The organism is Oerskovia sp. PE-21s (assembly GCF_056158145.1).
Window position 1 is genome coordinate 200,007 of the sequence record NZ_JBUXJM010000004.1, and the last position, 20,917, is coordinate 220,923.

A 20,917-nucleotide genomic window follows, 5' to 3' on the forward strand; every position below is an offset into this window, starting at 1 on the left:
CGAACAGAACGGAAGACACCTCTCGTGATGTCCTGGACCTCCACCGGTACGGAACTGCGGCGGTTCCGCCGCGGCCTCCTGCCCAAGCTCGCCGTGGGCGCGATGATCTTCGTGCCCCTGCTCTACGGGGCCATGTACCTCTGGGCCTTCTGGGACCCGACCGGCAACCTCGACAAGCTGCCCGTCGCGATCGTCAACGCCGACACCGGCACCGAGGTGGACGGTGAACGCCTCGACGCGGGCGAGGAGGTCACGTCCACGCTCGTCGACTCGGGCGACCTCGAGTGGGCGCGCGTCGACGCGGCCGAGGCCGAGAAGGGCGTCAAGGACGGCACCTACTACTTCGCGCTGACCATCCCCGAGGGCTTCTCCGAGGGCATCGCGAGCGCCGCGGGAGACGACCCGCAGTCCGCGCAGCTCATGGTCACGTACAACGACGCGAACTCGTTCCTCGCCACGACCCTGGGACGCAGCGCCATGACGCAGGTCCAGGGCGCGGTGCGCGAGGAGATCGGCGCGCAGGCCGTCGACAAGGTCCTCGTGGGCCTCGGCAGCGCCCGCGACGGGTTCGCGCAGGCCTCCGACGGCGCGCTCACCCTCACCGCCGCGAGCGGTCAGCTCACCGACGGCGCGACGCAGGTCGCCGACGGCGCGACCTCCGCCGCCGACGGCGCGGGCACGCTCGCGTCCGGGATCGACCGGCTCGCCGACGGTGCAGGGTCCGCCGTGGCGGGCGCCGGAAAGCTCGCGACCGGCGCGGGCGCGCTGTCCCAGGGCGCGACCTCGGCGAGCGCGGGCGCCTCGAAGCTCGCCGCCGGAGCGTCCTCCGCCGCCGACGGCGCCTCGGCCCTCGCGGCCGGTGCGGCCACGACCCAGTCGGGCATGGTCCAGCTCGCCGACGGCTCGCAGAAGCTCGTCGCGGGCTTCACGGCACCCGACGGGCTCGTGGCCGGGGCCGACAAGGCCGCCGCAGGCGCCCAGCAGGTGTCCGACGGCGTCGCGCAGGTCCAAGGACAGGTCACCTCGCTCACGGGCAGCGTCCCCACGCTCCGCGCGCTGCTCCAGCAGAACGCCGCGACGCTCGGCGCCTCGGCCGACCCCCGGGCGCAGGCGCTCGCGGCCGCGAACCAGCAGGCCCTCGGCCAGCTCCCGTCCGACGCCGAGCTCGCCAAGAGCGCAGCCGGGCTCCAGGCCCTCGCCGACGGCTCGAAGCAGGTCGCGGCCGGGCTGCCCGCCCTCTCGACCGGCCTCAGGACGGCCTCTGCCGGAGCAGCGCAGATCGACGCGCAGCTCCACCCGGGCTCGGGCACGCAGACCGTCCGCGACGGCGTCGACGGCGTGGCCGCCGGGGCCGCGACCCTGAGCGACGGCCTCACGACCCTGCGCGGCGGTGCCTCCGACCTCGCGGCCGGGAACGCCTCGCTCGCGTCGGGAGCGGGCACGCTCGCCGCCGGCACCTCGTCCCTCTACTCGGGTGCCCAGCAGCTCGCCGACGGCGCACAGTCCGCCGCGGCCGGCGCCGGGGCGCTCGCCGACGGCACCAGCACGCTGGCCGACGGCGCCACCCAGGTCGCCGACGGCGGCGCGCAGCTCACCGACGGTGCGCAGACGCTGACCGACAAGCTCGCCGAAGGGTCCGAGGCCATCCCCGACGACGGCACCGCCCTGCGCGAGCAGCGCGCCGACGTCATCGCGGCCCCGGTGACCGTCGCCGACCACGACCTCGCCGAGGCCGAGGGCTTCGGCGAAGGGTTCGCGCCGTTCTTCATCCCGCTCGCCCTGTTCGTGGGAGCGCTCATCACGTGGCTGCTCATGCGCCCGCTGCCCTCGCGGGCCCTCGCGACGCCCGCCTCGGGCCTGCGGACCACGCTCGCCGGGTTCCTGCCCGCGCTGTGCATCGGGTTCGCGCAGGTCGCCGTGATGCTCGCCGTCATCCACTGGGGCGTGGGCCTCGACATGACGCACGCGCTCGGGACGCTCGCGTTCACGACGCTTGTCGCCGCGACGTTCCTCGCCCTCCAGCAGGCCCTCATGGCGCTGCTCGGCCCGGCCGCGGGCAAGGTCGCGATCCTCGCGCTGCTCATGCTGCAGCTCGCGTCCTCGGGCGGCACCTACCCCGTGCAGACCACGCCCGCGTTCTTCCAGGCCATCCACCCGCTGCTGCCCATGAGCTACGCGGTCGACGGCCTGCGCCAGACGATCACGGGCGGGGTCGACGGACGGCTCTGGTTCGCGGTGGTCTACCTCGGCGTGCTGCTGCTAGCGTCGCTGGCGATCAGCGCCTGGCGTGCGGGCCGCATGCGCACCTGGACCCTCGACCGCCTGCACCCCGCGCTCGAGATCTGACGACGAAGAGGCTGGACGAACGATGACGACGACCAAGGCGGACCCGACGGCGGATGGACCGGGCGCCGTCGGGCCCCTTGAGCCCGGCGCCACCGCAGAGGCCGGGACCCGGCGCGAGCAGGCCTTCGCGGCCCGCCGCGCCGGGACCCGGCAGCAGATCATCGACGCCGCCGTGAGCCTCATCGCCGACCAGGGGTTCACCGCCACGTCCGTCGAGGACATCGCGGCCGCCGCGGGCGTGGCCAAGGGCAGCGTCTACTACAACTTCGGGTCCAAGTCCGACGTGTTCGAGGCCGCGCTCGCGGGCGGGCTCGAACGCCTCACCCTCACGCTCTCCGAGGCCCGCGGAGGGCTGCAGGGCAAGGAGGCGCTCGCGGCGCTCATCGCGTCGCTCCTCGAGCAGATCCGCGCCCACCCCGACTTCGCCAAGCTCCTCGCGGCCGAGGTCTTCCGGGTCGGGCGCGAGTGGCAGGAGACGGTCGGGCACATCCGTGCGCGCGTCATCGAGTTCTACGCGGCCGCGCTGCGCGAGGAACGCCCCGGGGACGACGTGTCGCTCCTCGCGGCGTCGGTGTTCGGGGCCACGCTCGTCGCGGGGCTCGAGTGGCTCGTGTTCCAGCCCGAGCGCGGGTTCGGCGAGGTGCTGGCCGCGGTGCTGGAGCTGGTCGCGGGCCTCTGAGCGCGTCCCCCGCCGAGGGTGACGTGCCCGCCCGGCTCAGCCCAGCAGCAGCTTCCAGCAACCCACCCCGATGAGCCCCGCGAGCAGCGGTGCGACGACGGGCACCCACGCGTAGCCCCAGTCGGAGGGGCCCTTGTGCTTGAGGGGCAGGAGCGCGTGCACGATGCGCGGCCCGAGGTCACGGGCCGGGTTGAGCGCCGGACCGGTCGGGCCGCCGAGCCCCGCGACGAGCGCCCACACGAGGAAGCCGAGCGCCATGTGCGCGAGTCCGGGCTCGGTCGTGGTCAGCGGCGAGTTGACGATCGCCAGGGCGCACGAGAACAGGATGACCGAGCCGAGCAGCTCGTTCGCGAACCCGTTGACGCGGCTGTGCGCGGCGTTGACGGTCGAGAAGGTCGCGAGCACGTCGTCGACGTTCTCGGTGCGGTCGTAGTACGGCTTGTGGGTCGCGACGATCGCGAGCTGCCCCGCCATGGCCCCGAGCATCTGCGCGACCACGTACGGCGCGACGTCGGCCCACGGGAACAGGCCCCACGTCGCGAGCCCGATCGTGAACGCCGGGTTGATGTGGTTCCCGCTGATCCCGCCGAACATCAGCGCCGGGATCATGACGCCGAACCCGTACCCCATCGCGATGAGGCTCCAGCCGCCGCCGTATCCCTTGGACCCCTTGAGGTGCACGTTCGCGACCGTGCCGTTGCCGATGATGATGAGTATCGCCGTGCCGATGAACTCGCACGCGGCACGCACCGCCAGGGAGTAGTCCGGATCCATGCGCACACCCTGCCAGGGGTGGGCTGCGGGCGGGTGGCACGACACCCCGCGAGACGGGGTCTCGCACGATCGGGCCCGACGGCGTCGCCCGCCGCGGTCGGTCCCGTCACCTTCGGCGGTCCTGCCCGTCGCCCTCGGCGTCCCACCGTTCCTGTGTCGCGTATCGCCCCTTGCCCGTACGCTCGCGACAACCGAACTCCCGCAGCGTCGCGTCGAGTGTGCGGTCTGCTGCTGGGAGACCAGTGGAGGAGAAAGAGTGTGAGAACACGTCCGATCGTCCCGTCCGTCGCCGCGCTGAGCCTGGGGCTCGCCGCGGTGTTCGTCCCGCCGGCCGCCGCCGCGCCGCCGTCACCACCCGCGCCGCTCGAGGACCACGTCACGGGCGCCGCCGTCATGGAGCACCTCGAGCAGTTCCAGGCCATCGCGGACGCCAACGGCGGCAACCGCGCCCTGGAGACCCCGGGGTACGAGGCGAGCGCCGCGTACGTCGAGCAGGTCCTGACCGACGCCGGGTACACGCCCGAGCGCCAGTACTTCACGTTCGAGGACCTCGTGACCGACGAGCTGTCGCTCACGGCCGGCGGGGTCGCGGTCACGCAGAGCGTCTTCCCGGCGGAGTTCGCGCCCGACACCCCGCCGGAAGGCGTCACGGGACCCGTCGTCCAGCCGGCGGACGCCCTCAAGCAGGGCTGCACGCCCGACGCGTGGGCAGGCGTCGCGGCCACGGGCGGCGTCGCCCTGGTCAGCCGAGGGGCCTGCAACTTCTCGCTCAAGGTCCAGCACGCTGCCGCCGCGGGGGCGGCGGCCGTCATCATCTACAACAACACGGCGGGCCCCATCAGCCCGACGCTCGGCGAGCCCAGCGACGCGTGGGTGCCCACGGTCGGCATCACGCAGGCCGACGGGCAGGCCATCATCGCGGGGGTCGCGGGCGGGCAGACGAGCGCGACGTACGTGCTCCAGACGTCGACCGTCTCGCACACGACGTTCAACATCCTCGCCGAGACCGGCACGGGCCGGGCGGACAACGTCGTCATGCTCGGCGCGCACCTCGACGGCGTGCCCGAGGGGCCGGGCATCAACGACAACGGGTCGGGTTCCGCGGCGATCCTCGAGACCGCGGTCCAGCTCGCCGAGCACGGCGGCCCGCTCGACAACCAGGTGCGGTTCGCCTGGTGGGGCGCCGAGGAGGTGGGGCTGGTCGGGTCGACGCACTACGTCGACGACCTCGTCGCGAACGACCCGGCCGCGCTCGACCAGATCGCGACCTACCTGAACTTCGACATGGTGGGCTCGCCCAACTACGTGATCGGGGTCTACGACGCCGACGAGTCCACGTATCCGGCGCCGGTCGAGGTGCCGCCGGGCTCGCCCGAGACCGAGGACGTCTTCACGGACTACTTCGACTCGATCGGGCAGGCGTGGGTCGACTCGGAGTTCTCGGGCCGCTCGGACTACCAGGCGTTCATCGCGAACGGCGTCCCCGCGTCGGGCCTGTTCACGGGCGCCGACGACGTCAAGACCGAGGCCGAGGTCGCGCTGTTCGGCGGCACGGCGGGGATCTGGCAGGACCCGAACTACCACTCGGCGAACGACGACATCGAGAACATCGACCCGGTCGCGCTCGACATCAACGCCAAGGCGATCGCACACGCCACGGCGTCGCTCGCGGCGGACACGTCGGCGATCAACGGCGTGGTCTCGCCGGTCGACCCCGAGCTGACGGGGCTGTCGGCGACCGCGCGATGCACGGGCAAGGTGGCCTCGCTGTCGGTCGTCGCGACCAACGGCGAGGACCGACCGCTCGACGTCCGCATCACGACCCCGTTCGGCGAGAAGACGTTCAACCACGTCAACCCGGACAAGATCGCGCACCAGTCGTTCAGCGCGAGGTCAGGGTCGCTCGCGGCGGGCAGCGTGACGGTGCGGGCGTGGGACGACACGGGCTCGCAGGAGACGTACACGCTCGACTACGCGGCGCTCACCTGCTGACCTTGCCGTGAGACCGAGGTCGCCTCTACCTCGGCGGCAGTGCACGACGGCGCCCCCTCCTCCGGTGAGACTCTCGCCGGAGGAGGGGGCGCCGTCGGGCACGGGGAGGTCAGGCCGGTGGGGCCGGGTCGCCCGGCGAACCCGGTGGGCCGGCCGCTGCGGCCGCCTCCGCCTCGCGTGCCGCGACGTTGCGCTTCGAGAGCAGGCTGTGCCGGTACCCGAACGACGCGTAGATCACGAGCCCGATCACGACCCACACGAGGAACCGCAGCCACGTGAGCGTCGTCAGGTTCGTCATGAGCCACAGGCACGCGACTCCCGAGAAGATGGGCAGCACGGGGGACCACGGGACGCGGAACCCGCGCTGGATGTCGGGCCGGGAGCGACGCAGGATCGGGATGCCGAAGCTCACGAGCACGAACGCCGACAGCGTGCCGATGTTGATCATCTCCTCGAGCAGCTCGACCTGCGCGAGCCCCGCGATGAGCGCGACCACGATGCCAGCGCCCACCTGGAGGCGGACCGGGGTGTGGAAGCGGTGCGAGGTCTTGGAGACGCCGCGCGGCAGCAGGCCGTCGCGGCTCATCGAGAACATGACGCGGGTGAGCCCCAGGAGCAGCACCATGATCACGGTGGTCAGGCCGATGAGGATGCCGACCGAGATGACGCGTCCGGCCCAGTCGGCGCCCACCAGGATGAAGGCCGTGGTCAGGGAGGGATCCTCGGAGGCCGCGAGGTCGGTGTAGGAGACCATGCCCGTGACGACGAGCGTCACCAGGATGTAGAGGACCGTGACGACCGCGAGGCCGCTCAGGATGCCCTTCGGGATGGTCTTCTGCGGGTCCTTGGCCTCCTCGGCGGTGGTCGCGACGACGTCGAACCCGATGAACGCGAAGAACACGAGCGCCGCGCCCGCGAGCAGGCCCATGACGCCGTACGTCGTGGGCTCGAGGCCCGTGAGGAAGCCGAACAGGGGCTGCTCGAGCGCCGACTTCTCGGGCGCGGGCTGCGACGGCGGGATGAACGGCGTGTAGTTCTCGGCCTTGACGTAGAAGAAGCCGACGACGATCACGAACAGCGTGATCGCGACCTTGATGATCGTGAACACGCTGTTGATGCGGCTGCTGAGCTTGGTCCCGATCGCCAGGAGCGTCGTGAAGACCGCGACGATGAACACCGGCCCCCACTCGAGGTCCACGGGACCGATCGGGATGGTCAGCGGCAGGTCCACCCCGAACAGCGAGAACGCGTCCGCGAGGTAGATGCCCCAGAACTTCGCGATCACCGACGCAGCGAGCAGCATCTCCAGGATGAGGTCCCAGCCGATGATCCACGCGACGAGCTCGCCCATGGTCGCGTAGGAGAACGTGTAGGCCGAGCCCGCGATGGGCAGGGCCGAGGCGAACTCGGCGTAGCACATGACGGCGAGCGCGCACACGATCGAGGCGATGACGAACGAGATGATGACCGACGGCCCGGCGAAGTTCGCGGCGGCCGTCGCGCCGACCGAGAAGATGCCCGCCCCGACCGCGACCGCGACACCCATGACCGCGAGGTCCCAGGCGTTGAGGTCGCGCTTGAGCGACCGTTCCGGGTCGTCGAGGGCTGCGAGGGACTCCTCGACGGACTTGAGTCGTAGAACACCGTTGGCCATCGGACCAGTCTGTCCGGCGGGTCGCCAACACGCGCGGCGGGGGCGCGCGCCGCCCACGGTGACGGGACGGACTCGCCGGTGCGACGCCGTCGGGCCGGAGCGGTGCGCGGACCTGGGAGAATCCTCCGGTGACTCTCTCGACCCCGGAACCCGTCCGACCCGGCGCGAGCACCGCGACCGGCGAGCTCCTCGCGGTGTGCCGCGTGCACGTCCTGCTGCCCGACGCGGGCCCGGTCGGAGTGACCGCGATCGACAAGCGACCCGTCGAGGGACCCGTCAAGGTCCGGCCCCTGGGGCTGTACGCCGACGTCCAGGCCGACCGCGCGCACCACGGCGGCGAGGAGCAGGCCGTGTACGCGTACTCGCAGGAGGACGCCGACCACTGGTCGGCCGAGCTCGGCTACGAGGTCACGCCCGGGCTGTTCGGGGAGAACTTCCGCACGCGCGGCGTCGCGGCGAGCGGGGCCCTGATCGGTGAGCGCTGGCAGGTGGGGACCGCGGTCCTGGAGGTCACGCAGCCGCGCACGCCGTGCTCGACGTTCGCGCGGCGGCTCGGCGAGGAGCGCTGGGTCAAGAGGTTCACCGACGCGAACCGCACGGGCGCGTACCTGCGGGTCGTGACCCCGGGCGAGGTGCGGGCCGGGGACGCGGTCGAGGTCGTTCACCGGCCCTCGCACGGCGTGCGCATCGCGGACTGGTTCGGGGCGCGCGTCGCGGGCACGACGGTCGAGGTCTCGCAGCGCCTGCTCGACGCGGAGGCCGCAGGCGAGGTCCGGTTGTCGCACGAGGTGCGGGAGCGCGCCGAGCGCGCCGTCCGCTGACGCTGAGTGCGTGATTCGGCGGCGACACGCCCGGCGAATCACGCACTCAGCTGCGCACCGGACCGCGACGGGCCGGACGGCTCAGGCGCGCCGCGGCTCGGCCGGGGGCCACTCGCCGTCGTCCGAGCCGTCGTCGGCCGCGAACAGCAGCTCGTGCAGCCGGACCTGGACCTCCTCGACGTGCGGGACGTCGGGCAGGGTCATGCCGGGCTTGGCGGTCGCGTCCGAGATGATGAGCGTCCCGCAGCCGAACATGCGGTCGACCAGGTCCTTCTCGTACGTGACGTCGTTGATGCGGTAGAGCGGGATGTCGCGGCCCGTGCGCGTGAGGATGCCGGTGCGTGTCGACAGGCGCTTGGTCGTCACCGTGTACTTGGTCGTCAGCCAGCGCAGGTGCGGCACGACGACCCACACGAACGCCGCGACCGCCGCCACGCCGAGCGTGCCCCACAGGATCACGGGGTGCTCGGGGGAGAACCAGAGGATCGCCGTCGCCGCGGCCACGATCAGGACCAGGACCAGGATCGGCAGGAACAGGGCCTTGGGGTGGGTCCGCAGCTCCATGACGACGGTCTCGCCCTCGGCGAGGTTCTTGTTGACGCTCATGGGGAGCATCGTGCCACCCCGGGTGGGTGTCGCGGCGCGGTGTCCCGGTCAGGCCGTCGGCAGGTTCCACCCTTCGACCGTGCGCAGGCCGTGCCCGTGGCCGAGCAGGCTGATGCTCGCGGTGCCCAGCTCGAACCGCGCGGCGGTCGCGGGTCCCAGCTCGAGCCAGACCGCGGCGAGCACGCGCAGCAGGTGACCGTGCGCGACGAGCAGGACGTCGCCGCCGTCGCGCAGCACGGGGTCGACGCGCCTGACGACCGCCCGCGCCCGGTCGGCGACGTCGTCGAGCGTCTCGCCCCGCCGGGTCCCCGGCTCGCCCGGGGCGCCCTCGGCACGGGGCACCACGTGCACGCCGTCGCGGAAGATCAGCCAGTCGCGCCCGATCTCCTCGCTCACGTCGTCGGCCGTGCGGCCCTCGACGGGGCCGTAGTCCCACTCGGCGAGGTTCGGTTCGGCGACCGCGTCGGGGTAGCCCGCGAGCTCGGCGGTCCGCCGGGCGCGCAGCAGCGGGCTGCGCAGGGCGAGGGCGAACGAGCGTCCGGCGAGGAACGCCCCGGCCGCCCGGGCCTGGTCCTCGCCGAGCGGGGTCAGGGGGATGTCGCTCGTGCCGGTGTGCTGGCCGGAGCGGCTCCACTCGGTCTCACCGTGCCGCAGGAGCACGAGCTGGGGGTCGGGCATGGGGTCCTCCGGGGTCGGGGTGCTGTTCCGAGCATCCCCCAGGCCCGACGGCGGAGCACCCGCTGGGCGGCGGTCGTACCCCGCGGACGGGTCGCCCGGGGGACGGGCCGGCCGCCGCCGAAGGGCCTCCGGCGGCGGGTGCACGGGGAGGCCGCGGGCGGGTGTGACCGAGTCGGGGGTCGTCCTGGAGCCTGTTCTGGCCCTAGGCTCGTCCGTCATGACCACCTACTCGATCCTGACGGCGACCGCTGCGCTGCGAGGCGAACCGTTCGAGGCCGAGACCGACGAGGCGGCGCTCGACGTCGTCCGGTCACGCAAGCGGAGCGGGAACCTGCCGCTCACCTCGTTCTCGTTGCAGACCTCGGACGACCGCACGGTCGCGTCGTGGAGCGGGGCGCACGAGGTCGTCTGACCCGCTGGCTACCCGGCGCGCAGCGCGTCCGTCGAGGTGTCGTCCGGCCTGGCCGCGTCCTGGACGCCGAGCGTCGTCCCCAGGGTGAGCCCGCCGTCGTCGGGGTCCGAGAGGGGGGCGAGGCCCAGCCGGGAGTAGAACGCGATCGCGCCGTGGTTCTCGGCGCCGACGCCGAGGTGCAGTCCCGGGACGCCGAGGTCCACGAGCTGGCCCGTGAGGTGCTCGATCATGCGTCGTCCCCAGCCGGTGCCCTGCGCCTCGGGGAGCAGGTCGATGTGCAGGTGCGCGGGGTGCGTCGCGGGCTCGGCGAGCCAGGGTCGCGGCGTCGCGGCGGTGCGGTCGTGGATCTGGCGGACCAGGCGCGCGTCGGGCGTGGGGTCGGCGGGGTCCGGAAGGGGGTACCGCTCGCGCAGGGGCGGCCACCACTCGCGCTCGCGCCACTCCTCGAAGGCCAGCGTGTCGCGGCAGCCGATCACGTAGCCGACGACGCGGTCGTCGTCGGTGACGAGCACGCTCACGAGCGACGGGTCGTGGGCTGCGTAGGGCGCGGCGTAGATCTCGCCGAGAAGGCGTGGGTCGGAGTAGACGGCGGTCGCGTCGCGGCCGTTGTCTCCCGTGCGCAGGCAGATGTCGTACAGCGCGTCCAGGTCGCGGGACGCGTAGGGCCGGATTCTCACGGTGGTGCTGTTCCTCGGGTCCGGGAGGTCGTCGGGCGCTCCCGGTCGCGTCTTCTCGGCGAGACCTCGTGCGGCGGCGACGGGGGATGTGCTGCCAGTCAAGTTTACAGACGATCGCCCGGCGCCCGGCGCCCGGCGCCCGGCGTCCTGCGCCAGGGCGGTCCCGGTGGGATCTCGATGCCGCTCCGGGTTTCGGGCACGCTTGAGCCCGAGCACCGCGGACGCCGGGGCCGGAGGAGGAGAACGACGTCGTGAGCACGGACAGCACCAAGAGGGTCGGCAACGCGACCGTACTGCGCGCCCTCAACGACGGGGCCGCACTCGAGGCTCTGTTCCGGCACGGGCCCATGACCTCGGCCGGCCTCCAGGAGATCCTGGGGCTGTCCAAGCCGGCGACCGCGACCCTCGTCGCGCGGCTCGAGGCCGCGGGTCTCGTCGAGCGCTCGGGACACCGCGACGGCCGGCCCGGACCGCGCGCCGTCGTCTGGACGTTGCGCGGCGCCTCCGGGTACGCGGCGGGTGTCGACGTCACGGTCGGTCAGGTCTCGGTCGTGGTGGCCGACCTCGCCGACAAGGTGCTCGGCAGGTCGGCGCGCGCGGTCGTCTGGACCGCCGACGAGAGGCTGCCGGACGCGCTCCCGCCAGGCGCGCACCTCGACGTCGTTCGGGCCGTCGTGGACGAGGCCTGCGCACGGGCCGGGATCTCCCGGGCCGACCTCCTCCAGGTCGTCGTCGGTTTCCCCGGGTCGGTCGACCCGGCGACCGGTCGCCTCGCGTACGCCCCTCACCTCGCGGTCTGGAACGACCAGGACGTCGAGGCACAGCTCGCCCGGACGCTCGGCGTGAGGGTTGCGGTCGAGAACGACGTCAACCTCGTGGCGCTCGCGGAGCTCGCGCGCGAGGACCTGGCCGACGTCCGGGACCTGTTCGTCCTGTGGGTCGACCAGGGCGTGGGGGCCGCGACCCTGCTCGACCGGCGCATCCGCCGAGGTCGCCACGGAGGTGCGGGCGAGATCGACCGCGTGCCCGTCCCCGACCCGGCCCGCCGGGGGTGCGAGGGCCGGAGCAGGGTCGCCGACCTCGTCCAGCTCGACGCCGTCGCGCGCCTCGCGCAGGCCTACCGCCTGGCGCCGTTCGACGCCGCGCCCCTCGACACGTTGCGCATCGCCCCGGCCTCGGCGGGACGGGGGGCCGACGTCGCACGCAGCCCGCAGGTTCGCGAGGCCGCGTCGCGCGTGCTCGCGGCGGCGGCCCTCGACCCGACGGGCGACGCGGGGGACTTCCTCGACGACCTCGCCCGCCGCATCGCGGTCGTGCTGAGCATGGCGATCGGGATCCTCGACCCCGACGCGGTGGTGCTCGGCGGCGAGGTCGCTGCTACCGGTGGGCAGGCCCTGCGGGACCGGGTCGCCACGGCGCTGCACACCGAGCACGGGGCGCCGACCTCGGTGCTCCTGTCCACCGCGCAGGGCGACGGCGTGGTCGAGGGGGCGCTCGCGGCGGCCCTCGACGACGCCCGGCGCCGCGTCTTCGGCGCGGGGAGCGTCACCGCGTCCTGACCGCGGGTCGGCGACCGCGGTCCTCGTCCCGCCCCGTGGACCGCACGCCGCGAGATGCGGCCAACAGGGGTCGAGACCTCGGTGCGACCCCAGTTGGCCGCATCTCGCAGGACGGGCCGTGACCCGATGTGTCAGGCGACGCCGTCGATCCCCACGATCGACAGGAAGACCACGAGGGACCCGAGCAGCACGACGGCGACACCGACCGAGATCAGCAGGACGGTACGGGGACGGACGGGCATGGGGCTCCTGCCGGGTAGGGGTCGCGCGCACGGACGTCCGTGCATGTTGAGGGAACCCGACCATCGTAGGCAGGGCCGGCACCTTCCCGGCGCGGGTCCCGTCGGAGGCGGTTGGCGCGACAGTGGCGGGCGGGTCTCTCCGCCCGCCACCGTCCGTCAGGCCGTGGGGCTGCTGGACGCCGCGAGCTCGTCGGTGCGGGCCGTGCGGCGGGCGAGCGTCCCGTCCCGCCACGTGAGGTAGCCGCCGTCGAGGTTGCGCACGTCGTACCCGAGCTGGGTGAGCAGGCGCGCGGCCGTGTGCCCGCGCTGCCCCACCTGGCAGTGCACGACGACGGGGGCCCCGGCGGGGATCTCGGCCGCGGCCCGGTCGCGCAGCTCGTCGAGCGGGACGTTGAGCGCGGGCAGCGTCTCCGCGTCCTCGCCGTCAGCAGCGCGCACCTCGACGGTCCCGCGCGCGTGCTCGCCCGGCGTGCGGACGTCGACGACGGTCGCGCCCTGGGCGACGAGCGCGTCGAGCTCGTGCCACTGGGCGCTGCGGGTCTCACCCGCGCGCAGGTTGTCGGCCACGTAGCCCAGCATGTTGACGGGGTCCTTGGCCGAGCCGTAGGCCGGGGCGTACGCGAGCTCGAGGTCGGCGAGGTCGGAGGCCGTGAGCCCGCCTGCGATGGCCGTGGCGAGCACGTCGATGCGCTTGTCGACGCCGTCGCGGCCGACTCCCTGCGCGCCGAGGAGCAGGTCGGTCTCAGGGTCGACGAGCAGCTTGAGGGCCATCTGGGTCGCGCCGGGGTAGTAGCCCGCGTGCTGCGCGGGGTGCGTGTGGATCGCCCGGTAGGGGCGCCCCTCGGCACGCAGGCGCTTCTCGTTGCGCCCGACGCTCGCGGCCGTCAGCCCGAACACCCCGACGACGGCCGTGCCCATCGAGGGGCGCATGCCGTTGCGGCGCCCCAGGATCACGTCGGCGACGTGGCGCCCGTGCCGGTTGGCGAGGTTCGCGAGGGGGATGAGGGTGGTCGGCTCGTCGCCGGTGGACGAGGCGTCGGAGGCCTTCGCGGCGAGCGCGTCGCGCTTGGTCGCGGCGTCGCCCACGGCATAGACGTCGGGCACGGAGGTGCGCAGGTCCTCGTCGACGAGGATGCCGCCGCGCGGGCCGACCTGCGCTCCGGCGAGAACCGCGAGCTCGACGTCGGGGCGGACGCCGATCGCGGCCACGACGAGGTCGGCCGGGACCGTGCCACGCGGCGAGCCGTCGGCCGAGGACAGGTCGGCCGTGTCGGGGCCGAGCGCACCGACCTGCGTCGAGGTGCGCACGTGGACGCCGTGGGCCTCGAGCTCCTGCTGGACGCGGATCGCCATCTCTGGGTCGAGCGGGGCCAGGACCTGGTCGGCGAGCTCGACGAGCGTGACGTCGAGACCGCGGTGGACGAGGTTCTCCGCGACCTCGACCCCGACGAACCCGCCGCCGATCACGACGGCCGAGCGGGCAGGGCCGGGGGGCGTCGTGCCGCGCGCGCCGTCCGTTCCCGTGCCGTCGATCGCGGCGACGATCCGGTCGACGTCGGCCACGTCGCGCAGCACGAGGGCGCGCTCCATGCCGGGCGCGGGCGGGACGATCGGGCGGGCCCCGGGGCTCAGCACGAGCCGGTCGTAGGTCTCGACGGACTCTTCGCCCGTGGCGAGGTCGCGGACCGTGACGGTGTGCGCGTCGGCGTCGACGCCCGTGACGCGGTGGCGGACGCGCACGTCGATCCGGAAGCGGGCGGCGAGCGACCCGGGGGTCTGGAGGAGGAGCGCGTCGCGGTCCTCGATGACTCCTCCCGCGTAGTAGGGCAGGCCGCAGTTGGCGAACGAGACGTGATCGCCGGCTTCGAGGACGACGATCTGCGCGTCCTCCGACAGGCGGCGAAGACGGGTCGCCGCGGACATGCCTGCCGCGACGCCTCCGACGATGACGATCTTCATGGTTTCCTCCTGGGGTTCAGGAAGCACTATACCCCCGGGGGTATAGTGGGACCACATCCACCAAGGAGGAAAAGCGTGTGTAGAGCTGTGACCTGCAAGAAGTGCGGCAAGACGACGTGGGCCGGCTGCGGCCAGCACGTCGACCAGGTCATGCGGGGCGTGCCCCGCGCCGACCGCTGCGAGGGCCACGCGGCCGAGGCCAAGGCACCTGCGCAGGGGTCCTTCCTCTCGCGCCTGTTCAAGCGCTGACCCCCGACCCGACGACCACGAGGAGAACCACCATGTGCAGCCCCGCCCGCTGCGGAACCTGCCGCAAGATCACCTGGACCGGCTGCGGCATGCACGCCGACGAGGTCCTCGCCGAGTTCGAGCCCTCCGAACGCTGCACCTGCCGATGAGCCCGGCGCCCCGGCGCGCCGTGCCCGACGCCGTGCTCGACGCCCTGCCCGTCCAGGTGCGCCGACCTGCGTGGGGGAGGCGACGGCTCGTCGTCGTCGCCGCCCTCGTTCCCGGGCTCCTCGTACTGCTCGTGGAGGCGGGCGGTGGCTGGACCTCCGGCGTCGCACCCCTGTGGCTGGGGCTGCTCGCGGCCGTGGCCGTCGTCGGCGGCCTCACGCTCGCGAGCTACGTCCCGGCCCGGGGCGAGTCCTGGCGGGATACCCTCGGGTGCTCGCCGTGCGCCGTCGTCTCGGGCGGCACGGTGCTCGCCGCCGTGTTCCTGGTGGGCCAGGCGCCGCACCAGGCCGGGATGGTGCTGCCAGCGCTGGCTGTTGTCCTGTTCGGGCTCGTGCAGCGCACGAGCAGCACGCGCGACGCGTGCGTGCGATGAGAGGAAGAGTCATGGAGCTCGACAAGGACGAGATGAAGAAGGTCTCGAACCGGCTCAAGCGTGCCCAGGGGCAGCTTGCCGCGGTCGTGCGGATGGTCGACGACGGCGGCGACTGTGCCGACCTCGTGATGCAGCTGTCCGCGGTGTCCAAGGCGCTCGACCGTGCCGGGTTCGCGATCATCGCGTCGGGCATGAAGCAGTGCCTCACGGACGAGGAGAACGGCACGGCGGACGTGCAGAAGCTCGAGAAGCTCTTCCTGTCGCTGACCTAGGTCGACCGCGCCGGGAGGCGACCGCGCACGCCCCGGGGGATGATCGCGAAGGTGAGCAGGACTCCCGGGGCGAGCGGCGCCGTCGGGTAGGAGCGACCCCTCAGGAGCCACCCATGAGCGACGACGCGACCTACGGCAGCCCCGTGTTCGACTGGTCCGTGCTGACGGTCCCGACCCCGCTCGCGATGGTGCGCGGGCAGCTCGGGTTCTCGTGGCTCGAGGTGCTGGGACGGCTCGTGACCCTCGACCAGGACGAGTTCGAGTGGGAGCCCGCGCCGGACGCGCTGCGCGTCGTGCGGCGCGGGGAGGAGCGCTCGCCCCGGACGCTCGGGATCGGCGAGTGGGTCATGGAGTGGCCCGAGGGGTCGGACTCGCCGCAGCCGCGGACGATCGCGTGGCTCGTCGCGCACCTCACCGAGGCGTTCTTCGAGCGGTGGGAGTGGACGTTCGGCGACCGCGTCGCCCGGCGGGACGCCGTCGCGTTCTCGGGCGAGGTGGACCCCGCGATCGAAGGTCTGACGCGCTGGGTCGACCTGTGGCGCGACGGCGTCGACTCGCTGCCCGACGACGAGGTGTTCACGGTCGGGCTGAGCCAAGCGACCGAGATCGACGCCCAGGCGCCGTTCGGGCACCTCGTGCTCCACATGAACCGCGAGCTCATCCACCACGGCGCCGAGATCATGGTGCTGCAGGACCTGTACCGGGCGCGGCACGCGGACTGAGTCACCCCGACGACGGCGCGCCACCCCACAGGGCGGCGCGCCGTCGTGCTCCGCGGACAGGACCGTAGCCGTCCTCTCGGCGACGTCGCCGAGGTCGTCGGTCAGCGCCGGGCGATGAAGTGGTACTCGCCGCCCGAGTACGTGCAGGAGCCGACGATGTACCCGCGGTTGCGCCACTCGGCGCGTCCTGCGTTGCAGCTCGCCAGCGTCGTGAAGCCACCGACGACCTGTGAGCTGAGGAGCGCGACCTGCCCGCTGAGAGGTGCGGCCTGGCCGCTGAGGGGCGCCGCGCTCGCCGGAGCCGCAGCTCCGACCAGAGTGGTGACCCCGACTGCTGCGGAGACGAGGGCTCCGATGACCTTGTTTCGCATGTTCTCCCCTGATTCATCCGAATGCCCCGTAGTGGGCACGACGCCAATGGTCGTCACAGAGCTGGACGGCCCGCAACCGGAGAGGCGTCGGCAGGATCACACCCTTGCGGGGAATCCTCGGCCCGTCGCCGCGGTTGAGAACGGGCATGAGCGAAAAGGTGAAGGTCGACATCTGGTCCGACGTGGCGTGCCCCTGGTGCTACGTCGGCAAGCGCCGCTTCGAGACGGCGCTGGCCGGGTTCGCGGGCCGCGACGACGCCCCCGAGGTGGAGATCGAGTACCACTCGTTCGAGCTCGCGCCGGACACCCCGGTCGACTTCGAGGGGACCGAGGTCGACTTCCTGGCCAAGCACAAGGGCATGCCCAAGGGGCAGGTCGAGCAGATGCTCGGACAGATGACGACGGTCGCCGCTGCGGAGGGCCTCGCGTACGACTTCGACGCCCTCCAGCACACCAAGACCCTCAAGGCGCACGAGCTGCTGCACCTCGCGAAGTCGCGCGGCAAGCAGGTCGAGATGAAGGAGCGCCTCCTCAAGGCCTACTTCGAGCAGGGACGCCACGTCGGCCGCATCGACGAGCTCGTCGCACTGGCGACCGAGGTCGGGCTCGACGCGGACGAGGTCCGCACGGCCCTCGAGAACGGCGACTTCGCTGACGACGTCGAGCAGGACATCGCGCAGGCGCGCGCCTACGGCATCAGCGGCGTCCCGTTCTTCGTGTTCAACGGCAAGTACGGGGTCTCGGGCGCGCAGGACCCGGCCGTCTTCACGCAGGTCCTCGACCAGGTCGTCGCGGACGCCGCCGAGTCCGTGGCCTGACGCCCCGGTTCGACCGTGGCCTCGGACGCCTCCACCTACCACGTGGAATGCGACCGAGATCACAACAGGAGCGGTAGCGAATGCGACCGAGTATCAGCCAGACTGTCGGAAACCCGCAGCGTCGCTGGTCCCGGTGGCCCCGCAGGCGTCCGCCCGTCGAGACGGCCGGCCATCCCACCACCCACGAGCACCGCAGCACGTGACATCAGGAGATCCCATGACTGACACCCAGGAAAACCTCTTCCACTCGATCGCGAACCCGCGCCGCACGACCCTCATGACGGTCTCGGCCGCTGAGGCCGCCGCGCCGTTCACGATGGTCGGCAGCGACGACGGCGCTGTGTGCGTCGACGGGGTGTGCGCTCTCCCCGAGTGATCACCGGCCGATTCTCGGCCTACCGCCGACAGATGCCCGGCCCGGCCCTGCGCCGGGTGTGACGAACGGGTCGCCGCGTGCGACCGCTGACCACCCGTTCGTCACGCCCGGGGCGGGGCCGCGCCTGCCTGATCGGCAGTGCGAACGACTCAGCCCCGGTGGTGGCGGCCCATCGGCACGAGCGTCGGGGTCCCCGTGATCGGGTCGGGCACGACGAGCGAGTCCAGGCCGAACACCTCGCGCACCATCTGCGCGTCGACGACGTCGCCCGGTGCCCCCTCGGTGTGCACCGTGCCGTCGCGCATCGCGACGAGGCGGTCGGAGTAGCGGCACGCCATGTCGAGGTCGTGCAGCACCATGACGACCGTGGTCCCGCGCGAGGTGTTGAGGTCGACGAGGAGGTCGAGCACGTCGATCTGGTGGGCGATGTCGAGGAACGTCGTCGGCTCGTCGAGCAGCAGCAGGTCGGTGCGCTGAGCGAGCGCCATGGCGATCCACACGCGCTGCCGCTGCCCGCCCGACAGCTCGTCCACGGACCGCTCGGCGAGGTCGAGCGTCCCGGTCGAGGCGAGCGCGTCGGCAACGGCCTCGTCGTCGTCCGCGGTCCATCGCCGGAACCAGCCCTGGTGGGGGTAGCGGCCGCGACCCACGAGGTCCGCGACGGTGATGCCGTCGGGGGCCACGGGACCCTGCGGCAGCAGGCCGAGCGTGGTCGCGACCTGCTTGGTGGGCATCGAGCGGATGTCCTCGCCGTCGAGCAGGACGGCCCCGCCCACGGGCTTGAGCAGGCGCGCGAGGCCGCGCAGCAGCGTCGACTTGCCGCAGCCGTTCGAGCCGACGATCGACGTGATCTTCCCGGCGGCGACCGTGAGGCTCAGGTCCTCGACGACGCGGCGCTCGTCGTAGGCGAGCGACACGTGGTCGGCGGCGAGCGTGTGCGTCCCGGCGGTGCGCGCGCCCCCGGCGGTCTCGGGGTGGTCGGTCATTCTCAGCCTCCGCGTCCGGAACGGTTGGTGCGCACGAGCAGCCACAGCAGGTAGGGGGCGCCGACGATGCCCGTGACGACGCCGACGGGCAGCGTCACGTCGGGGATCGTGAACTGTGCGACGAGGTCGGACCCGAGCACGAGCAGCGCGCCCACGAGGGCCGCGGGCACGAGCGCGAGCCGCCCGTCGCCGAGCGTGCGGCGCGCGATGGGGGCCGCGACGAGCGCGACGAACGCGACCGGGCCCACGACCGCGACGGCCGAGCCCGCGAGGCCCACGGCCACGAGGATCAGCAGGAGACGGGAGCGTTCGACGCGGATGCCGAGCGCAGCCGCGGCGTCGTCGCCCAGCTCGAGCGAGCGCAGCCGCGGAGCCAGGTAGGCCGTGAGCGGTACGAGCACCACGAAGCAGACGAGCAGCGGGTTGAGCGTCGACCAGTCGGAGCGGGCGAGCGAGCCCGTGATCCACACGAGCGCGGCCTGCGCGTCGCGCACGTCGCTCGTCGTGAGGACCCACGAGACCACGCTCATGCACAGGGCCGCGACGCCGATCCCGATCAGGACGAGCCGGTACCCGGCCACGCCGCCGCGCCACGCGAGCAGGTAGATCGCGACGGCCGCGACGAGCGACCCGACGAGCACCAGCCCCGTGAGCGCGAGCCCGCTGATGCCCAGCACCACGACGCCCAGGACTCCCGCGGCGCTCGCGCTCTGCGTGATCCCGATGATGTCGGGGCTCGCGAGCGGGTTGCGCACGATCGACTGGAAGAGCGCGCCCGACAGGCCCAGCGCGGCACCGACGACCAGGGCCGTGAGGAGTCGCGGCAGACGCAGCTCGACGATCACGAACTGCGTGAGGACGTCGGCGCGGCCCAGGACGGTGTCGAGGATGCCGGACAGCGGGACGGACGCGTCGCCCAGCGTCATCCCGACCGCGGCGAGCACGACGAGCGCGACCGACAGGCCCGTCACGAGCCGCGCCTCGCGCAGGCGCCCGCGGTGACGCGAGGCCCGGGCGACGTCGACACCCTGGTGGGCGGCGCCGTCGGGCAGGCCGTGCGGGGCCGTGGCCGGGGCGCTCACAGCGACACCGTCTTCCCGCGCCGGACCAGCGCGATGAACAGGGGTGCCCCCACGACGGCGGTGACCACGCCCACCTGGAGCTCTCCCGGCCGGGCCACGACGCGGCCGATCACGTCGCACCCGACGAGCAGCACGGGCGCCGCGACCGCTGCGTACGGCAGCACCCACCGGTAGTCCAGCCCGACGACGTAGCGCGCCACGTGCGGGACGACGAGCCCCACGAACGCCACGGGGCCGACGGCCGCGGTCGCGGCCCCGCACAGCAGGACGATCGCGACGCCCGCGACCACGCGCGTGCGGGTCACGTCCTGGCCGAGGCCGCGGGCGACGTCGTCGCCCAGGGCCAGGCCGTTGAGCGACCGCCCGAGCGCGAGGGCCAGCACGAGGCCCACGACGACGAACGGCAGGACCTGCCACACGACCGTCGAGCCGCGCGCCGCGAGCGAGCCGACCTGCCAGAAGCGCATGAGGTCGAGCGCCGCGCGGTCGACCAGGAGGACCGCGGTCACGACCGACGTCAGCGCCGCCGTGACGGCCGCACCGGCGAGGGCGAGCTTGACCGGGGTCGCGCCCTCGCGCCCCACGCTCGCGACCCCGTAGACCACGGCCGCCGCGACCGCAGCGCCCGCGAACGCGAACCACACGTAGCCGCCGACCTGCGAGACCCCGAAGAACGAGATCGCACCGACCACGAAGAGCGACGCACCCGCGCTGATGCCGAGCAGGCCCGGGTCGGCGAGCGGGTTGCGCGTCAGACCCTGCATGAGCGTGCCCGCGGCGCCGAGCGCGGCCCCCGCGACGAGGCCCACGAGCGTGCGGGGCACGCGCTTCTCGATCACGACGAGGTGGTCGGGGTTGGTCGGGTCGTAGCTCGTGAGGGCGTCCATGACGACGCTCAGCGGCAGGGCGTTGGCCCCGACCGCGAGGCTCAGCGCGCACACCGCGGCGAGCGCCACGACCAGGGCCACGAGCCCGACGACGAGACGCCGAGCACGGGCCGGGCGACGAGAGGTCGCCCGGCCCGTGCCGGCGTCTGTGCTGTGGGTCGTGCTCATGAGTGGT

Annotated in this window: 22 protein-coding genes; 12 read left to right on the forward strand and 10 right to left on the reverse strand. The window is 73.2% G+C overall.

All coding sequences use genetic code 11. The annotated features are described in order from the left end of the window. Positions 1 to 27: 27 nt before the first annotated feature. The gene (locus tag ACZDYF_RS09480) at positions 28 to 2,346 is read left to right on the forward strand and encodes a YhgE/Pip family protein (RefSeq protein ID WP_475055870.1); all 2,319 of its coding nucleotides are present in this window, start codon (positions 28 to 30) and stop codon (positions 2,344 to 2,346) included. A gap of 22 nt (positions 2,347 to 2,368) precedes the next feature. Then, complete coding sequence (locus ACZDYF_RS09485) at positions 2,369 to 3,025, forward strand: TetR/AcrR family transcriptional regulator (protein ID WP_191789905.1); 657 nt, start codon at positions 2,369 to 2,371, stop codon at positions 3,023 to 3,025. 36 nt (positions 3,026 to 3,061) lie between these two features. On the opposite strand, the gene ACZDYF_RS09490 is transcribed toward ACZDYF_RS09485, so the two are convergent. Beyond that, positions 3,062 to 3,799, reverse strand: a complete 738-nt coding sequence (locus ACZDYF_RS09490) for an MIP/aquaporin family protein (RefSeq protein WP_138826684.1) — start codon at positions 3,797 to 3,799, stop codon at positions 3,062 to 3,064. Positions 3,800 to 4,057: 258 nt separating this feature from the next. Here ACZDYF_RS09490 and ACZDYF_RS09495 point away from each other — a divergent pair, with 258 nt between their 5' ends. Then, positions 4,058 to 5,791, forward strand: coding sequence for a M20/M25/M40 family metallo-hydrolase (locus ACZDYF_RS09495; RefSeq protein WP_475055874.1), 1,734 nt, complete (start codon positions 4,058 to 4,060; stop codon positions 5,789 to 5,791). A 109-nt stretch (positions 5,792 to 5,900) separates the two neighbouring features. Here the strand turns inward: ACZDYF_RS09495 and ACZDYF_RS09500 are convergent, their stop codons facing one another. Further along, complete coding sequence (locus tag ACZDYF_RS09500; protein WP_191789904.1) at positions 5,901 to 7,445, reverse strand: APC family permease; 1,545 nt, start codon at positions 7,443 to 7,445, stop codon at positions 5,901 to 5,903. Positions 7,446 to 7,573: 128 nt separating this feature from the next. Here ACZDYF_RS09500 and ACZDYF_RS09505 point away from each other — a divergent pair, with 128 nt between their 5' ends. Further along, on the forward strand, positions 7,574 to 8,266 hold the full coding sequence (locus ACZDYF_RS09505; RefSeq protein ID WP_475055876.1) for an MOSC domain-containing protein: 693 nt from the start codon (positions 7,574 to 7,576) through the stop codon (positions 8,264 to 8,266). An 81-nt stretch (positions 8,267 to 8,347) separates the two neighbouring features. Here ACZDYF_RS09505 and ACZDYF_RS09510 read toward each other — a convergent pair whose 3' ends face one another. Beyond that, a complete protein-coding gene (locus ACZDYF_RS09510) occupies positions 8,348 to 8,872 on the reverse strand; it encodes a PH domain-containing protein (protein ID WP_475055878.1) in 525 nt (174 codons plus the stop codon). A gap of 48 nt (positions 8,873 to 8,920) precedes the next feature. Then, positions 8,921 to 9,550 carry a histidine phosphatase family protein gene (locus ACZDYF_RS09515; protein ID WP_475055880.1) on the reverse strand — a complete coding sequence of 210 codons (630 nt, stop codon included), beginning with the start codon at positions 9,548 to 9,550 and terminating at the stop codon, positions 8,921 to 8,923. A 217-nt stretch (positions 9,551 to 9,767) separates the two neighbouring features. Here ACZDYF_RS09515 and ACZDYF_RS09520 point away from each other — a divergent pair, with 217 nt between their 5' ends. Continuing rightward, a complete protein-coding gene (locus tag ACZDYF_RS09520; protein WP_191789900.1) occupies positions 9,768 to 9,962 on the forward strand; it encodes a hypothetical protein in 195 nt (64 codons plus the stop codon). A gap of 8 nt (positions 9,963 to 9,970) precedes the next feature. On the opposite strand, the gene ACZDYF_RS09525 is transcribed toward ACZDYF_RS09520, so the two are convergent. Continuing rightward, positions 9,971 to 10,639, reverse strand: coding sequence for an N-acetyltransferase family protein (locus ACZDYF_RS09525; protein WP_475055886.1), 669 nt, complete (start codon positions 10,637 to 10,639; stop codon positions 9,971 to 9,973). 251 nt (positions 10,640 to 10,890) lie between these two features. Here ACZDYF_RS09525 and ACZDYF_RS09530 point away from each other — a divergent pair, with 251 nt between their 5' ends. After that, positions 10,891 to 12,198, forward strand: a complete 1,308-nt coding sequence (locus ACZDYF_RS09530; RefSeq protein WP_475055888.1) for an ROK family transcriptional regulator — start codon at positions 10,891 to 10,893, stop codon at positions 12,196 to 12,198. A 398-nt stretch (positions 12,199 to 12,596) separates the two neighbouring features. Here ACZDYF_RS09530 and ACZDYF_RS09535 read toward each other — a convergent pair whose 3' ends face one another. After that, complete coding sequence (locus tag ACZDYF_RS09535) at positions 12,597 to 14,399, reverse strand: FAD-dependent oxidoreductase (RefSeq protein WP_475055890.1); 1,803 nt, start codon at positions 14,397 to 14,399, stop codon at positions 12,597 to 12,599. Between the two features lie 75 nt (positions 14,400 to 14,474). Here ACZDYF_RS09535 and ACZDYF_RS09540 point away from each other — a divergent pair, with 75 nt between their 5' ends. From ACZDYF_RS09540 to ACZDYF_RS09555, 4 genes are all read left to right on the forward strand, one after another. Further along, positions 14,475 to 14,648, forward strand: coding sequence for a hypothetical protein (locus ACZDYF_RS09540; RefSeq protein WP_191789895.1), 174 nt, complete (start codon positions 14,475 to 14,477; stop codon positions 14,646 to 14,648). Positions 14,649 to 14,793: 145 nt separating this feature from the next. Continuing rightward, positions 14,794 to 15,228, forward strand: a complete 435-nt coding sequence (locus ACZDYF_RS09545) for a hypothetical protein (RefSeq protein WP_475055895.1) — start codon at positions 14,794 to 14,796, stop codon at positions 15,226 to 15,228. An 11-nt stretch (positions 15,229 to 15,239) separates the two neighbouring features. Then, on the forward strand, positions 15,240 to 15,500 hold the full coding sequence (locus ACZDYF_RS09550) for a metal-sensitive transcriptional regulator (protein ID WP_138826660.1): 261 nt from the start codon (positions 15,240 to 15,242) through the stop codon (positions 15,498 to 15,500). Positions 15,501 to 15,613: 113 nt separating this feature from the next. Next, positions 15,614 to 16,222, forward strand: a complete 609-nt coding sequence (locus tag ACZDYF_RS09555; RefSeq protein WP_475055898.1) for a DinB family protein — start codon at positions 15,614 to 15,616, stop codon at positions 16,220 to 16,222. Positions 16,223 to 16,323: 101 nt separating this feature from the next. Here ACZDYF_RS09555 and ACZDYF_RS09560 read toward each other — a convergent pair whose 3' ends face one another. After that, positions 16,324 to 16,593, reverse strand: coding sequence for a hypothetical protein (locus ACZDYF_RS09560; RefSeq protein ID WP_475055900.1), 270 nt, complete (start codon positions 16,591 to 16,593; stop codon positions 16,324 to 16,326). Between the two features lie 146 nt (positions 16,594 to 16,739). On the opposite strand from ACZDYF_RS09560, the gene ACZDYF_RS09565 reads away from it, so the two are divergent. Further along, positions 16,740 to 17,411 carry a DsbA family oxidoreductase gene (locus tag ACZDYF_RS09565; RefSeq protein WP_138826654.1) on the forward strand — a complete coding sequence of 224 codons (672 nt, stop codon included), beginning with the start codon at positions 16,740 to 16,742 and terminating at the stop codon, positions 17,409 to 17,411. A 217-nt stretch (positions 17,412 to 17,628) separates the two neighbouring features. Next, positions 17,629 to 17,787 carry a hypothetical protein gene (locus ACZDYF_RS09570; RefSeq protein WP_191789886.1) on the forward strand — a complete coding sequence of 53 codons (159 nt, stop codon included), beginning with the start codon at positions 17,629 to 17,631 and terminating at the stop codon, positions 17,785 to 17,787. A 149-nt stretch (positions 17,788 to 17,936) separates the two neighbouring features. Here ACZDYF_RS09570 and ACZDYF_RS09575 read toward each other — a convergent pair whose 3' ends face one another. Genes ACZDYF_RS09575 through ACZDYF_RS09585 form a run of 3 tightly spaced genes read right to left on the reverse strand, consistent with a single transcriptional unit; the run spans position 17,937 to position 20,910 of the window. Then, complete coding sequence (locus tag ACZDYF_RS09575) at positions 17,937 to 18,773, reverse strand: ABC transporter ATP-binding protein (RefSeq protein ID WP_475055902.1); 837 nt, start codon at positions 18,771 to 18,773, stop codon at positions 17,937 to 17,939. A 2-nt stretch (positions 18,774 to 18,775) separates the two neighbouring features. Then, the gene (locus ACZDYF_RS09580) at positions 18,776 to 19,855 is read right to left on the reverse strand and encodes a FecCD family ABC transporter permease (protein ID WP_475055904.1); all 1,080 of its coding nucleotides are present in this window, start codon (positions 19,853 to 19,855) and stop codon (positions 18,776 to 18,778) included. Continuing rightward, the gene (locus tag ACZDYF_RS09585; protein ID WP_475055906.1) at positions 19,852 to 20,910 is read right to left on the reverse strand and encodes a FecCD family ABC transporter permease; all 1,059 of its coding nucleotides are present in this window, start codon (positions 20,908 to 20,910) and stop codon (positions 19,852 to 19,854) included. The genes ACZDYF_RS09580 and ACZDYF_RS09585 overlap by 4 nt, the downstream gene beginning before the upstream one ends. Between the last annotated feature and the right edge of the window lie 7 nt (positions 20,911 to 20,917).

What these genes read in the sequence shown, in the direction of transcription:
- ACZDYF_RS09480 (WP_475055870.1), top strand. Translation starts at nt 28, where the DNA reads ATGTCCTGGACCTCCACCGGTACGGAACTGCGGCGGTTCCGCCGCGGC.
- ACZDYF_RS09485 (WP_191789905.1), top strand. Translation starts at nt 2,369, where the DNA reads ATGACGACGACCAAGGCGGACCCGACGGCGGATGGACCGGGCGCCGTC.
- ACZDYF_RS09490 (WP_138826684.1), bottom strand. Translation starts at nt 3,799, where the DNA reads ATGGATCCGGACTACTCCCTGGCGGTGCGTGCCGCGTGCGAGTTCATC.
- ACZDYF_RS09500 (WP_191789904.1), bottom strand. Translation starts at nt 7,445, where the DNA reads ATGGCCAACGGTGTTCTACGACTCAAGTCCGTCGAGGAGTCCCTCGCA.
- ACZDYF_RS09510 (WP_475055878.1), bottom strand. Translation starts at nt 8,872, where the DNA reads ATGAGCGTCAACAAGAACCTCGCCGAGGGCGAGACCGTCGTCATGGAG.
- ACZDYF_RS09515 (WP_475055880.1), bottom strand. Translation starts at nt 9,550, where the DNA reads ATGCCCGACCCCCAGCTCGTGCTCCTGCGGCACGGTGAGACCGAGTGG.
- ACZDYF_RS09520 (WP_191789900.1), top strand. Translation starts at nt 9,768, where the DNA reads ATGACCACCTACTCGATCCTGACGGCGACCGCTGCGCTGCGAGGCGAA.
- ACZDYF_RS09535 (WP_475055890.1), bottom strand. Translation starts at nt 14,399, where the DNA reads ATGAAGATCGTCATCGTCGGAGGCGTCGCGGCAGGCATGTCCGCGGCG.
- ACZDYF_RS09545 (WP_475055895.1), top strand. Translation starts at nt 14,794, where the DNA reads ATGAGCCCGGCGCCCCGGCGCGCCGTGCCCGACGCCGTGCTCGACGCC.
- ACZDYF_RS09550 (WP_138826660.1), top strand. Translation starts at nt 15,240, where the DNA reads ATGGAGCTCGACAAGGACGAGATGAAGAAGGTCTCGAACCGGCTCAAG.
- ACZDYF_RS09555 (WP_475055898.1), top strand. Translation starts at nt 15,614, where the DNA reads ATGAGCGACGACGCGACCTACGGCAGCCCCGTGTTCGACTGGTCCGTG.
- ACZDYF_RS09560 (WP_475055900.1), bottom strand. Translation starts at nt 16,593, where the DNA reads ATGCGAAACAAGGTCATCGGAGCCCTCGTCTCCGCAGCAGTCGGGGTC.
- ACZDYF_RS09565 (WP_138826654.1), top strand. Translation starts at nt 16,740, where the DNA reads ATGAGCGAAAAGGTGAAGGTCGACATCTGGTCCGACGTGGCGTGCCCC.
- ACZDYF_RS09570 (WP_191789886.1), top strand. Translation starts at nt 17,629, where the DNA reads ATGACTGACACCCAGGAAAACCTCTTCCACTCGATCGCGAACCCGCGC.
- ACZDYF_RS09575 (WP_475055902.1), bottom strand. Translation starts at nt 18,773, where the DNA reads ATGACCGACCACCCCGAGACCGCCGGGGGCGCGCGCACCGCCGGGACG.
- ACZDYF_RS09585 (WP_475055906.1), bottom strand. Translation starts at nt 20,910, where the DNA reads ATGAGCACGACCCACAGCACAGACGCCGGCACGGGCCGGGCGACCTCT.